Genomic DNA, 12,921 nt, shown 5'->3' on the forward strand with positions numbered 1-12,921 from the left:
CTCAAATTCCACTTTGCCACTGCCTGATAAACTCGAACGGATGCAGCAGCATGATCACGTTGAGCGTCAGATTGTCCCGGATGATGTAACCCGTGCCGAACTCGAAGATGAGCGCCAGGGCCACGACCACCCATATAGGTAGCTTTCGCGCCATCACAAATCCCAGCGCCATGAACAGCGTGTCGGACACCGAGTTGATGATCGAGTCGCCGTAATAGTTGAGCGAGATGGTGCCGGCACGGTAGCGGTCAATGATGAAGGGGCTGTTTTCCAGGATCTCCCAGCCGCCTTCGATGAGTACGGCGAAGGCGAGCCTTAAGCCCACCGGTGAGCGCGGGAACAGCGCCCAGGCCAGCGCATAGAAAAGGAAGCCGTGGATGATGTGCGAGAAGGTGTACCAGTCGGCGATGTGCTGGGAGTTCTCCGAACTGTTGACCACGCCGTGCCAGAGCTTGACGTAGCCGCAGGTGCAGATCGGCGGATGGCCCATGCCGTACAAGGCGCCTGCCTGGAATATGATAAAAGCGAGAACGAGCAGCAGGCCCATGCGCCAGCTGTCTTCATAGGCCGAAAGCGTCTTGTCCCCTCCGGATGCAGTCATTCAATCAGTCCCCCAGATTTTCATCGTCGTCGGCCGCATCGACGGCCATCAGCACGACGTCCCCATATTGCGAATGCCTGCGGCCGATCGGCCTGAAGCCGGCCTTCTCATAGGCGCGGATGGCGCGGCCATTGTCGGGATGCGGATCGATGATGACGCCCGGCGCGCCTTCCTCCAAAAGCTCCCCGACGAACTGGCGCAGGATGGCCGAGCCATGGCCGATCCCGACCAGCTCCGGCGGGCCGATCGTGAGATCGATGCCCAGCGTGCCGAAGGGCTGGTCGGCATAGGGATGGTCGTCCTCCATATGCGGATCATAGCTCTGCAGATAGGCGATCGGCCTGCCGTCGAGCTCGACGATCAGCGGCTCCACCGAAACCGAATCGATATGCTCGCGGATCTCGGCGATTTCCTTTTCCGGATCGTCCCACCATGCGGCGACATGCGGCTCGCGCAGCCAGCCGGCGATCATCGGCAGGTCTTTTTCCGTGACCGGTCGAAAATCATAGCTATCTTCCTGTTCGACCATGATCTTGTCCGAAAACCGGCGGCCACCGTTCGCTTTCGCGGTCCTTCGGTTCGGGGTCATGTTCAAGCGGCATCGAGCGTTTCGACGACAAAATTGTTGTTGGTGTAGACGCAGATGTCGGACGCGATCTGCATGGCCTTGCGGGCGATCTCCTCGGCATCCTTGTCGGTGTCGATCAGCGCGCGTGCCGCGGCCAGCGCGTAATTGCCGCCGGAGCCGATGGCCATGACGCCATGCTCGGGCTCCAGCACGTCGCCATTGCCGGTCAGCGCCAGCGAGACCGACTTGTCGGCGACCAGCATCATGGCTTCCAGCCGGCGCAGATAGCGATCGGTGCGCCAGTCCTTGGCGAGCTCGACGCAGGCGCGCGTCAGCTGGTCCGGGTATTGCTCGAGCTTGGCTTCGAGCCGCTCGAGCAGGGTGAAGGCGTCGGCGGTAGCGCCGGCGAAGCCGGCAATGACGCTGCCGTCCTTGCCGATGCGGCGCACCTTGCGGGCGTTGCCCTTCATGATCGTCTGGCCGAGGCTGACCTGGCCGTCGCCGGCGATCACGACCTTGTTGCCCTTGCGCACGCTGATGATGGTCGTGGCGTGCATGGTGAGTTCATTGGACATTTGAGCTCCGATGCGCGCTATCCCTCGAAAAGGCGATTGGCGCGGTACGAGTGAGTTTGATCGGCCATATGTATGCATAGGGCCAACGATTGCAAACCGCCTCAGGCCGAGCCGATAGCGGCCGGAATGGCAACTGGCAATCGCCGGATCATGCTGATAGAAGGCTCTCGTTTTCAAGCCCTGGCGCCTCCAAGCAGGGCAACAAGGACAAAGCGATGACGCGTTCGGCCGAAGTCAGCCGCAAGACCAAGGAAACCGAGATTTCGGTCTCCGTCGATGTCGACGGCAAGGGAAAATCCGACATTTCGACCGGCGTCGGCTTCTTCGACCATATGCTTGACCAGCTGTCGCGGCATTCGCTGATCGACATGACGGTCAAGGCCAAGGGCGACCTGCATATCGACGACCACCACACGGTCGAGGACACCGGCATCGCGATCGGCCAGGCGCTGAGCAAGGCGCTGGGCGAGCGGCGCGGCATCATGCGCTATGCCTCGATCGACCTTGCCATGGACGAGACGCTGACCAGGGCGGCGATCGACGTCTCGGGCCGGCCGTTCCTGGTCTGGAATGTGGGCTTTTCGTCGCCGAAGATCGGTACGTTCGACACCGAGCTGGTGCGGGAATTCTTTCAGGCGCTGACGCAGAATGCCGGCGTCTCGCTGCATGTGACCAACCATTACGGTGCCAACAACCATCATATCGCCGAAACCTGCTTCAAGGCGGTGGCGCGGGCGTTGCGCGCAGCGCTGGAGCCCGATCCGCGCCAGCCCGACGCGGTTCCCTCCACCAAGGGATCCCTGAAAGGATAGCCCTATGGCGATCTATGTCGTGATGGCGCCGCCGGCCGGCAACAAAGCCGAGGACGCAATTTTCGTGCGCGACAGCTTCACCTGGCTGGGTTTCCTCGTCGCGCCGCTCTGGCTCGCCTGGCACCGGATGTGGATCGAGGCGGCTCTGACCTTCATAGTCATGGCGATCCTGTCGGTGGCCGGCGAGAGGCTCGGGCTCGAAGGGGCCGGATCGCTGCTGTCGCTGCTGGTCTCGCTCTATGTCGGCTTCGAAGGCCAGGGCCTGCGGATCGCCTCGCTGCGGCGGCGCGGCTGGCGCGAATGGGGCGTGATCGAGGCCGGCACTCTCGGCGATGCCGAGACGCGCCATGCGCTGGAAACCGACGTGGAGAGCGAGGAGCAGCCTCTGCCGCGCATCGTGCCGGATGCATCGCAGGCACGTCCGCCGCAGACAGGCATGGCGCTCGGCCTGACCCATACGCCTGGAAGGCCCTGACATGCGGGTGGCAATCATCGACTACGGCTCGGGCAATCTGCGCTCGGCCACCAAGGCCTTCGAGCGCGCCGCGCATGAAGCGGGCCTTGCCGCGACGATCGAGCTGACGGCCGACGCCGAGCGCGTGCGTTCCGCCGACCGCATCGTGCTGCCGGGCGTCGGCGCCTATGCCGACTGCGCCGCCGGCCTGCATGCGGTGTCGGGGATGTGGGAGGCGGTGGAAGAGGCCGCGCTTCGTAAGGGGCGGCCTTTCCTCGGTATCTGCGTCGGCATGCAGCTGATGTCGCAACGCGGCCTCGAAAAGACCATCACCCAAGGTCTTGGCTGGATCGCGGGCGACGTCAAGGAGATCCAACCCTCCGATCCGGCGCTGAAAATCCCGCAGATCGGCTGGAACACGATCGAACTCCAACGCAAACACCCACTGTTTTCCGGAATCGAGACCGGCCCGAAGGGGCTGCACGCCTATTTCGTCCATTCCTATCATCTGTACGCGGAGAATTCCGGCGAAGTGCTGGCGACGACCGATTATGGCGGCGCGGTGACGGCGGCCGTCGCCCGCGACAACCTTGCCGGCACGCAGTTCCATCCCGAGAAGAGCCAGGCGCTCGGCCTGGCCTTGATCACCAATTTCCTGAAGTGGAGGCCCTGACAATGAGCAAGAAGGGCTATTGGATGGCGATGATCGATGTCCGCGATCCGGACGTCTACAAGCAGTATATCGACGCGAATGCCGTCGCCTTCGCGAAATACGGCGCAAAGTTCCCGGTCCGCGCGGGACGCTACGAGAGTCCGGAAGGGCCGACCGGCAACCGTCACGTGCTGGTGGAGTTCGAGTCCTACGACAAGGCGATCGAATGCTATCATTCGCCTGAATATCAGCATGCCTCGAAGTTCCGGCTCGCCGCTTCGACCGGCCATTTCGTCATTGTCGAGGGCGCCTGAACCGATGATCCTGTTTCCCGCCATCGACCTCAAGGACGGAAAGTGCGTGCGCCTGAAGCATGGCGACATGGCCACCGCCACCATCTACAACGATGATCCCGCCGCGCAGGCCAGGGCCTTCGAGGAGCAGGGCTTCGAGTGGCTGCATGTCGTCGACCTCAACGGCGCCTTCAAGGGCCAAAGCGTCAATTCGGCGGCGGTCGGTGCCATCCTGAAGGCGACGAAGAACCCGGTGCAGCTCGGCGGCGGCATCCGCACCTTGCCGCAGATCGAGGATTGGCTGGATCGCGGCCTGACGCGCGTTATCCTCGGCACCGTGGCGGTGCGCGAGCCCGACCTGGTCAAGGAGGCCTGCAAGGCTTTTCCCGGGAAAATAGCGGTCGGCATCGACGCCAAGGGCGGCAAGGTCGCGGTCGAAGGCTGGGCCGAGGCCTCCGAGCTCGGCGTCATCGAGCTGGCCAAGAAATTCGAGGGCGCCGGCGTCGCCGCCATCATCTACACCGACATCGACCGCGACGGCGTGCTGACCGGCATCAACTGGGATTCGACCATCGACCTCGCCGAGGCCGTGTCGATTCCGGTGATCGCCTCCGGCGGCCTCGCCTCGATCGCCGACATCGTGCGCATGACCATGCCCGACGCGCAAAAACTCGAAGGCGCGATCTCCGGCCGCGCCCTGTATGACGGACGTATCGACCCAGCCGAGGCGCTGGCGATCCTGCGCGGCGAGCGGACGGGGGCAACAGCGTGAACATTTCGATCATTCTGGCCTCCTATGACAGCGGCCATTTCCACGGCGGCTGCGGCCAGGGCCCGGACGCGCTGATTTCGGGCGGGCTGGCCGAGGCGCTGAAGCTCGCCGGCCACGATGTCGAGGTGAGCGACATCGGCAAGGTGGTCGAGGACGAAGCCGAGCGCGAGATCGGTACCGGATTTGCCGTCTGCAACGCCGTTTCAGGCGAAGTCCGCATGGCGCTGGACAGGAAGCGGTTTCCGATCGTGCTGGCCGGCAACTGCCTGACCGCCGCCGGCGCCGTGGCCGGTGCCGGTGCCGACGCCATCATCTGGGCCGACCAGCATGGCGACCTCAACACGCCGGAAACCACCACAACGGGCTTTCTCGACGGCATGGCGCTGGCCACCGTGCTGGGTCTGTGCTGGCGATCGATAGCGGCGCAGATCCCCGGCTTCAAGCCCCTCGATCCTTCGCGCTGCGTTCTGGTCAACGCGCGCGACCTCGACAGCGCGGAAAAGGAACTGCTGGAAAAGCTGCCGATCATCCGGACCGAATGCCCGGACTGGAAGAGCGCGGCGCAAAGGCTGAAGGCCGACGGCGCGCGCCAGGTTCACATGCATGTCGACCTTGACGTGCATGACCCCGAGAAGCTGCAGGCCAATCGCTACACCACGCCCAGCGGTCCGGCTCCCGAGCAGCTGCGCACCGCCATGTGCGGCCTCGCCGGGCCGCTCGCCATCGCCGGGCTCACCATCTCCGCCTACGATCCGGCCTTCGACCCCAAGGGCGACGTGCCGCCGCTGGTCGGCGCGCTGGTGGTCGATCTGCTCTCGACGCTGGAGCGCAAGTGATGCTCAAGGCCCGCGTCATCCCCTGCCTCGACGTCAAGAACGGCCGCGTGGTCAAGGGCGTGAACTTCGTCGACCTCGTCGATGCCGGCGACCCGGTCGAGGCCGCCAAGGCTTATGACGCCGCTGGCGCCGACGAGCTCTGCTTCCTCGACATCACCGCCTCATCCGACAATCGCGAGACCATCTTCGACGTGGTTGTCCGAACGGCCGAGCAGTGCTTCATGCCGCTCACCGTCGGCGGCGGCGTGCGCCAGGTGGCCGACATCCGCAAGCTGCTCCTGGCCGGCGCTGACAAGGTGTCGATCAACACGGCTGCTGTGAAGAACCCGGATTTCGTCGCGGAAGCCGCCGACAAGTTCGGCAATCAGTGCATCGTCGTGGCGATCGACGCCAAGAAGGTATCGGCGCAAGGCGAGACCGACCGCTGGGAGATCTTCACCCATGGCGGACGCGAGAAGACTGGCATCGACGCGGTCGAATTCGCGCAGCGCATGGTCGAGCGCGGCGCCGGCGAGATCCTTTTGACCTCGATGGACCGCGACGGCACCAAGGCCGGCTACGACATCGCGCTCACCCGGGCGATTGCCGACGCGGTGCGGGTGCCGGTGATCGCATCGGGCGGCGTCGGAACGCTCGATCACCTGGTCGAAGGCATCCGCGACGGCCATGCGGGCGCTGTGCTTGCCGCCTCGATCTTCCATTTCGGCACCTACACCATCGCCGAAGCCAAGACGCATATGGCCAGGGCCGGCCTGCCGATGCGGCTGGACTCGGCCGCCCATCGGACTTAAACCGCTGCTATGGCTCAATTTTCGCTCGCCGAGCTGGAAACGATCATCCATCAGCGCGCCCATTCCGGCGACGCCGACTCATGGACTGCGAAGCTGTTCGCCAAAGGCATCGACAAGGCGGCGCAGAAGCTCGGCGAGGAAGCCGTCGAGACGGTGATTGCCGCCGTCAAGGGGGACAAGAAAGCCGTCGTTTCGGAAAGCGCAGATCTTATATATCATTGGCTGGTCGTCCTTGGCATCGCGGGCATTCCGCTTGACGAGGTGCTGAAGGAACTTGAGGGCCGAACCAGCCGCTCGGGTACCGCCGAAAAGGCGTCCCGGCCCCAGGGCTGATCGAAAGAGAGAGTATGATATCGCCCGGCTTCGCACTTTTCGGCAGCACGCTCTAGGAGGGCAGGAAACCCGATGGACCAGCTGGCTCCGACCGAGAAGTATTCCCCCTATCGATTCTTCTCCGCCGAGCAATGGTCGCAGTTTCGCGCCGACACCCCGCTGACGCTGACCGGGGACGAAATCGACCGGCTGCGCTCGCTCAACGACCCGGTCGACCTCGAAGAGGTCAAGCGCATCTACCTCTCGCTGTCCCGGCTGCTTTCGGCCCATGTCGAGGCAAGCCAGCTGCTGTTTCGGCAGCGCCAGGCCTTTTTCAACGCGCAGGACGTCGTCAAGACACCCTTCATCATCGGCATTGCCGGCTCGGTCGCGGTCGGCAAGTCGACCACGGCGCGCGTGCTGAAGGAGCTTCTGGCGCGCTGGCCGTCGAGCCCGAAAGTCGACCTCATCACCACCGACGGCTTCCTCTTGCCCAACGAGATTCTGCGCCGCGAGAACCTGATGGAGCGCAAGGGGTTTCCCGAGAGCTACGACGTCGGCGCGCTGCTGAGATTCCTGTCCGGCATCAAGTCGGCGCAAAGCAGCGTCCGGGCGCCGGTCTATTCGCACCTGACCTACGACGTGATCCCCGGCGAGTTCGTCACCATTGACCGGCCGGACATACTGATCTTCGAAGGCATCAACGTGCTGCAGCCGGGCAAGCTGCCGAAGGACGGCAAGATCGTGCCATTCCTGTCCGACTTCTTCGATTTCGCCATCTATATCGATGCCGACGAGAAGCTGATCCATCAATGGTACATCCAGCGTTTCATGCGGCTGCGCGAAACCGCCTTCCGCAATCCGGATTCCTTCTTCCACCGCTATTCGCAGCTCTCCGAGGATGCCGCGCGGGCCATCGCCGAGGGGCTGTGGGCCAACATCAACCTGAAGAACCTGCGCGAGAACATCCTGCCGACCAGGGCGCGGGCCGACCTCATCCTGCGCAAGGGCACCAACCACCTCATCGAGGAAGTGGCGTTAAGGAAATTGTGACCCCTTAACGACGCCTTAGGCAATCCCGACTAGCGTTGCCAGCCAAACTCCAGCGGGTGTCGGGAGGCAACCGGTGATCAATGCGGGCAATGCCGCGGGACGCGAGCCCCGGTCTATTCACTGGTCATTTCGGGCTTCAATGCAGAGGCGGCGCTGCCGCTATTTGTCCGGCGGGATGAGCCTAACTCGACAAGCTCGACGCCAGCGCCGGAGCAGCGTTTTCCTATTGCGGGCATCGCTGCGTGACGTTCATGCCTGACGGTGCGCTTGGCGTCGAAATCTTCCGCTTCGCCTGTGCAACCGGGGCCGGATTCCTCCTCTCCGTTGGGCTGGCCGCAATTCTCACCGATCTTGCCGGATACCTGTCATCGGCGCCGGTGGCGCTGGCTTCCATTCTAGCGCCGGTTCTGAACTTCGCAGTCTTACGCAAGTTTGTCTTCGGCGCTCCCATAGGCGCCAACGGCCCCCTCTGCCCCGAAGGAGAGAGCCGATGACCGCCGTGCTCGACAGACCGACAGCAGACGCGCCGATCGGCGAAGCGCGCAATACGTGGGCATGGACCGTGATCCTTTGCCTGCTGGTCCTGGCGGCCGCCATTCCCTGGCAGATGCGATGGGGCGTCATACCAGACACGAGTTGGGTGATCACCCTGTGCGAGAAGATCCTTGCCGGATCACGGCTCTATGTCGATATTTTCGAAGTCAATCCGCCTTTCACGCCTTGGATGTTCATGCCGGTCGTGGCACTGGCGCACAAGGTCGGCATGTCGCCGGAGGTGGCGGTTCATGCCTACAGCTATGCGATTTGCCTGGCAGGATTGGCGTTTGCCGGGCTGATCGCCAAGCAGGCCGGTCTTGCCGAGAACCGCGCTCTGTTTCCAATGTTGCCGCTGTTCCTGGCCCTGCTTGTCATCTTCCCGGGCAATGCTTTCACCGAACGGGAACAACTGGGGATCGCGTTGTTTTCGCCGATGTTGGTGCTGACGGCGTGGCGCGCGGCACCTATCGAAGGACGCGTGCCAAGTATCCTGACGGCGGTTCTTGCCGGGCTTAGCGGCAGCGTGCTGGTTCTGGTGAAGCCCTATTATGCACTGGTCGTGCTCGTTCCGGCGCTCTACGCGGCCTGGAGCCGCCGGTCGATCCGGATGCTTTTCGCCGTCGAGAACTGGGCGATCGGCCTGGTTTGCCTCGCCTATGTCGTTGCCGTCCAGTATTTCCATCCGGAATTCCTGAGCGTCGTCTATCCGATGCTGGCCGACACCTATATGCGGATGCAGAAGATGCAGGCGCTGCTGGAAACCTATGTGCCGATCTATGTGGTCGCTCTTGCCGCGCTGTATTTTCTTAGACCGGGATTGCCTTTGTCGCCACTGGTCACCGTGTTCACGCTTGCTTCGCTGGCTGCGACCGTGCCGCTGATCTACCAGGCAAAAGGCTGGCCCTATCACGCGTTTCCGGCCTTCAGTCTGATTCTGGCGGCCCTCCTGCTGAGGATGGCGCAAGCTGCCCCGGCGACACACAAGTCGCCGGGCACGGCAATGGAACTGGTGCGCAAGGTGCTGCTGGCTGTCATCATTGCCGCCGCCGCAATCCCGTTCATGCAGACACAGAAGCTCAGTGCAGAGTTTGTCGCCAAGCTTAAGGCCGCTGCTCCTCAGCCGACCGTCGCGCTAGTCGGCGCCGACATCTCGGGGGGCCATCCACTTACCCGCATGCTCGGCGGGACATGGATTTCACGCCATTGCAACGACTGGCTGGGTGAATCGGCGCGTTATCTTTCGGGCATCGCAAGCCGGGACGGCGACCAGGAGGCGGCGTCCCACTACCGGCAGATCGCCGATCGCTACATCGAGAGCAAGATCGCCGAACTCGAGACCCAGAAGCCTGCCATGATAATCGTCGAGAAAAAGGACAGGGACTGGAATGCGGAGCTTGCCCAGTGGCAAGACTACACCAACTTCCTGCGACGCTATCAGCAGATTGCCGAGGATGACGAAGTGCAGGTGTTGCTGCGCAATGCAGGAACTGCCCAGGCAGAGTGATCCGCAGCCGTCCTTTCGGGAGAGGTCGCGAGGAAATTTTGAACGGTGGCTGCCGGTTAAAGCGCGCTTAACTGCCGGTCCGTTAGAAACTAAGCCACAAACGCTGTACTGCTATTGAGGCTCCCGGCATGGATGCGCCATTGGTTGCTTCAGGCGAGCAGGCCGATCTGCGGCCCCGTCAGGCCGGAACTGCATTTCGCCTTGGCCTGCCGGCTGCCGCAACATTGTTGATCGCTCTCTATGCGATCGTCGTCTCGCGCCTCTTGCCGGGCAATGTCGACGTATCGTGGCTGCTGACCGTCGGCGACCGCGTGCTGAGCGGCGAACGCCTCTATGTCGACGTCGCCGAGGCCAATCCGCCCTTTTCGACCTGGCTCTATCTGCCATTCCTGATTCTTGAGCGGTTGACCGGGCTTTCGGCGGAGCTCTGGGTGGGGCTCGGCATGCTGGCAATCGGTTCGGTCTGGCTTTCAGCTCGAATCCTTGTACGTGCCGACCAAACGCTGACGCGATTCGTCTGGGCAGTTCCGGTCCTGGTGTTTCTTCTGATTGCGCTGTCGCCGGCGGATTTCGGCCAGCGCGAACAAATCGCAGTCATCTGCCTTTTGCCTTGGCTGGCGCTGCTTGCGGCACGCGACCGGACAGCGGATTTCCGCGCCGGCAGCACGGCCGAGCGGCTTGCCGCCGGGATTGGCGCCGCGATTTTCGTCATGATCAAACCGCCCTTCAGCGTGCTGGCGCTGGCTGCGCCGGTGCTGGTCCTTGCCGCGCAGCGACGCTCGGCGCGGCCTCTGCTGACAACCGAGAATGTCTTCGGCGCTGTGTTGACCGTCGCCTATCTGGTCGTGCTTGTGGTTTTCATGCAGCCCTTCATCACCGATGTCCTGCCTTTGCTGCGCGAGGTCTATTTGCCGATGCGCTTGCCGGTCGTCGACATGTTGAAGCTCTTGCCGGTGAAGATTTTCGTGGCCATGGCCGCGGCAACGTTGGCCATGGCCTACCCTGACCGGCCCGATCGCGATGCGAAGATTCTGCTGCTGGCAGGTGTTGGCTATGTCCCTGGGTTTGTCGTCTTGGGCAAAGGCTGGACCTATCAGGCGATGCCGTTCCTGACGCTCGGCATGTTGGCCTTTGTGCTCCAGTTTATCCGGTTGCGGCCACAGCGCGACCTGCCTGTGCTGGCAAAGGCGGGTGTCGGGTTCGGGCTGCTTTTGCTCGTAACGAGCGTCGCGCCACGGCAAGGCCTGGCATTCGTCGAACCGCGTGGCGATCTCGACGCGGCGACGGCCGCCATCAACCGGATCGCCGATCACCCGACCTTTATATCGATCGGCTCGGCGCTGCAGATCGGCAATCCGCTCGTCCGGATGACCGGCGCTCGCATGGTTGGGCGCCACCCGTCCGGCTGGATGGTCAATGATGCCCAGGTCCTGATCGAGTCTGGGCCGGATATCGCGACCCGCCTCAGGCTCGAAGCCTTGCGCGCGGATTACACGCAGGCGATCGCCAGTGAGTTGGCCACGAAACGGCCGGATATCGTTGCCGATGACGGAACCGCAGGACCGGACGTACCGATAAAGCTCCGTCTGACGCAGCCGCACGCAACGGCGCCGTTGCGTGACAGCCCTTTGATCGCAAAGGCTTTGCAGGACTATCGTCTGCTCTATCAGAACGCCTCCGTAACCCTGTTCATCCGCAGCGATATCGCCGAACGCAATTAGGACGGCACTGGCTGATCGAAAACAATTGGCGCTTAAAGGATGTCTCCTTTCTGGCTGCCCTGGCGGGACTGATGCTGGCCGCCGCGGGGGTGCACCGCCCGTTTCAGGGAAGGACCGGCGCTTCTCGCGCTTGCCCCCGCCGCCTATGCGATGCCGGCGCTGTTTCCCGGCAATGTTTCAGCGAGCGTGAGCATATCGGCGTCGCGCTTTTCCTGCCGCTGATGTCATTGATGGCGTGGTGCGCGCGGGGCGAGGTACGGGTGCTACAGCGCAACGCCCGAATTAGCAGGCACGAGGACCCGCGACCGCCTCAAATTGACATGGCCGTCATTCTTCATACTTCCAGCGGCGAACGGAAGGCTGCGGCAAAGCCGCCGAGCCTATCGCTGCGCACGTATCCTGGAATTGCTTCAGGCTAGGGACGGTTCTCCCGAGAGTTCAGCCTTCCGGCCTCTCGTCCATATCGAATGCAGCATCCACGCGGCAAGAAACAGCGGGATCAGGACAGCGACGCAATATCCGCCCCAGGTGAAAAAATGCACGACGAAAGGCGCGAGCCAGCAAATCGCCAGGATCAGCCGAGGCGGCCTGGAAACCATCGCGGCGAGCATCGCCACCGCTACGGCCACACCGATCGCGTCGTAGGTGTAGCCATAGGGCGTGGCAAGGATTGCGAGGACAGCGGTAAGCACCACGCGTTCCTGATGGGAGACCACGCGGCCCGGCCGCCAGAGCCAGATCGCCGCGGCGATGGAAGCGATGGCTGCGACCGCCTGCACACCATAGGCGGAGGTCACCCCGGCGCCGAAAGCTCTCGCCGTGAAGAACACCGTTATCGCGTTGTACTGATAAGGCTGCGGATAAGGCACCTCCATGATCGCCGTCATCAAGGGGCGGGTTTCGGTCAGGAACAGGCGCCAAACATCGAAGCCAAAGAACAGGCCGGTAGCGAGGGCGATCACGACGCTGGTGCCGATCGCCGCGAGAATGGCGCGCCAGTTGCCGCTGGCGAGCAGGCAGAAGGGCACGAGAATGCCGAGATGCGGTTTGATCGTCAGCAGGCCGAACAGGATTCCGGCCAGCAGCGGACGCCTTGGCGCCACGGCGAGGCCTCCGATCAACAGCGCGGCGGTCAGCGCGCCGTTCTGGCCGAACAAGGAGTTCCAGATAACCGCCGGGCTCAAGACAATCGCCAGTTCCACGGCCGCTCCGAGCTTCAGCGGCCGGACAGCTAGCCACAGGCACAGCACGGTCCCGAACGTCCAGATCAGATAGGCGGGCAGAATCGGCAAGGTGGCAAGCGGAACGCCGAGCAGGAGGATGTTCGGCGGATAGCTCCATTCCTGATTTGGAAGGTCGGGTGAGAACATCGCGCGCAGCGCCGCGCGGTAGGCCTCCACGTCGAAGAGAACGGCAACGTGGCCCTCGATGGCCATGCGC

The 12,921-nt window shown here is 63.2% G+C and carries 15 protein-coding genes and 1 pseudogene; 12 read left to right on the plus strand and 4 right to left on the minus strand.

The features are described from left to right. Position 1: 1 nt before the first annotated feature. The 3 genes from LB552_RS20330 to hslV all read right to left on the minus strand — a co-directional run bounded on the left by LB552_RS20330 (position 2) and on the right by hslV (position 1,744). Positions 2-601, minus strand: coding sequence for a DUF2585 domain-containing protein (locus LB552_RS20330; RefSeq protein ID WP_224546351.1), 600 nt, complete (start codon positions 599-601; stop codon positions 2-4). A 4-nt stretch (positions 602-605) separates the two neighbouring features. Continuing rightward, positions 606-1,130 carry a GNAT family N-acetyltransferase gene (locus tag LB552_RS20335; protein ID WP_224609747.1) on the minus strand — a complete coding sequence of 175 codons (525 nt, stop codon included), beginning with the start codon at positions 1,128-1,130 and terminating at the stop codon, positions 606-608. 62 nt (positions 1,131-1,192) lie between these two features. Then, positions 1,193-1,744, minus strand: a complete 552-nt coding sequence (gene hslV / locus LB552_RS20340; protein WP_095768016.1) for an ATP-dependent protease subunit HslV — start codon at positions 1,742-1,744, stop codon at positions 1,193-1,195. 215 nt (positions 1,745-1,959) lie between these two features. Between hslV and hisB the strand changes: the two genes are divergently transcribed. The 12 genes and pseudogenes from hisB to LB552_RS20400 all read left to right on the plus strand — a co-directional run bounded on the left by hisB (position 1,960) and on the right by LB552_RS20400 (position 11,481). Continuing rightward, positions 1,960-2,556 (plus strand): imidazoleglycerol-phosphate dehydratase HisB, encoded by a 597-nt coding sequence (gene hisB, locus LB552_RS20345; protein WP_224609749.1) that lies wholly within the window; start codon positions 1,960-1,962, stop codon positions 2,554-2,556. 4 nt (positions 2,557-2,560) lie between these two features. Beyond that, positions 2,561-3,031: a DUF2628 domain-containing protein gene (locus LB552_RS20350; protein ID WP_224609751.1), complete on the plus strand. Its 471-nt coding sequence runs from the start codon at positions 2,561-2,563 to the stop codon at positions 3,029-3,031. Position 3,032: 1 nt separating this feature from the next. After that, on the plus strand, positions 3,033-3,683 hold the full coding sequence (gene hisH, locus LB552_RS20355) for an imidazole glycerol phosphate synthase subunit HisH (protein ID WP_224609753.1): 651 nt from the start codon (positions 3,033-3,035) through the stop codon (positions 3,681-3,683). A 2-nt stretch (positions 3,684-3,685) separates the two neighbouring features. Next, positions 3,686-3,976 carry a DUF1330 domain-containing protein gene (locus tag LB552_RS20360; RefSeq protein ID WP_095768012.1) on the plus strand — a complete coding sequence of 97 codons (291 nt, stop codon included), beginning with the start codon at positions 3,686-3,688 and terminating at the stop codon, positions 3,974-3,976. Between the two features lie 4 nt (positions 3,977-3,980). Continuing rightward, positions 3,981-4,727: a 1-(5-phosphoribosyl)-5-[(5-phosphoribosylamino)methylideneamino]imidazole-4-carboxamide isomerase gene (hisA, locus tag LB552_RS20365; RefSeq protein WP_224609755.1), complete on the plus strand. Its 747-nt coding sequence runs from the start codon at positions 3,981-3,983 to the stop codon at positions 4,725-4,727. After that, complete coding sequence (locus LB552_RS20370; RefSeq protein ID WP_224609757.1) at positions 4,724-5,563, plus strand: arginase family protein; 840 nt, start codon at positions 4,724-4,726, stop codon at positions 5,561-5,563. The genes hisA and LB552_RS20370 overlap by 4 nt, the downstream gene beginning before the upstream one ends. After that, a complete protein-coding gene (hisF, locus tag LB552_RS20375) occupies positions 5,563-6,354 on the plus strand; it encodes an imidazole glycerol phosphate synthase subunit HisF (RefSeq protein WP_224609759.1) in 792 nt (263 codons plus the stop codon). Before LB552_RS20370 ends, hisF begins: the two co-directional genes overlap by 1 nt. Positions 6,355-6,363: 9 nt before the next feature. Beyond that, the gene (locus LB552_RS20380) at positions 6,364-6,687 is read left to right on the plus strand and encodes a phosphoribosyl-ATP diphosphatase (RefSeq protein ID WP_095768008.1); all 324 of its coding nucleotides are present in this window, start codon (positions 6,364-6,366) and stop codon (positions 6,685-6,687) included. Between the two features lie 72 nt (positions 6,688-6,759). Further along, positions 6,760-7,719, plus strand: coding sequence for a type I pantothenate kinase (gene coaA, locus LB552_RS20385; protein ID WP_140843531.1), 960 nt, complete (start codon positions 6,760-6,762; stop codon positions 7,717-7,719). 218 nt (positions 7,720-7,937) lie between these two features. Then, positions 7,938-8,213 (plus strand): annotated as a pseudogene (locus LB552_RS20390) (GtrA family protein); the annotation flags it as partial. Beyond that, on the plus strand, positions 8,210-9,760 hold the full coding sequence (locus LB552_RS20395; RefSeq protein WP_224609763.1) for a hypothetical protein: 1,551 nt from the start codon (positions 8,210-8,212) through the stop codon (positions 9,758-9,760). The pseudogene LB552_RS20390 and the gene LB552_RS20395, both read left to right, overlap by 4 nt. Before the next feature lie 128 nt (positions 9,761-9,888). Next, positions 9,889-11,481, plus strand: coding sequence for a hypothetical protein (locus tag LB552_RS20400; RefSeq protein WP_224609766.1), 1,593 nt, complete (start codon positions 9,889-9,891; stop codon positions 11,479-11,481). 410 nt (positions 11,482-11,891) lie between these two features. Here the strand turns inward: LB552_RS20400 and LB552_RS20405 are convergent, their stop codons facing one another. Further along, positions 11,892-12,917: a glycosyltransferase family 87 protein gene (locus LB552_RS20405; RefSeq protein ID WP_224609768.1), complete on the minus strand. Its 1,026-nt coding sequence runs from the start codon at positions 12,915-12,917 to the stop codon at positions 11,892-11,894. Positions 12,918-12,921 lie beyond the last annotated feature (4 nt).

The sequence above is a fragment of the Mesorhizobium sp. CA7 genome (assembly GCF_020165015.1).
GTDB lineage: Bacteria > Pseudomonadota > Alphaproteobacteria > Rhizobiales > Rhizobiaceae > Mesorhizobium.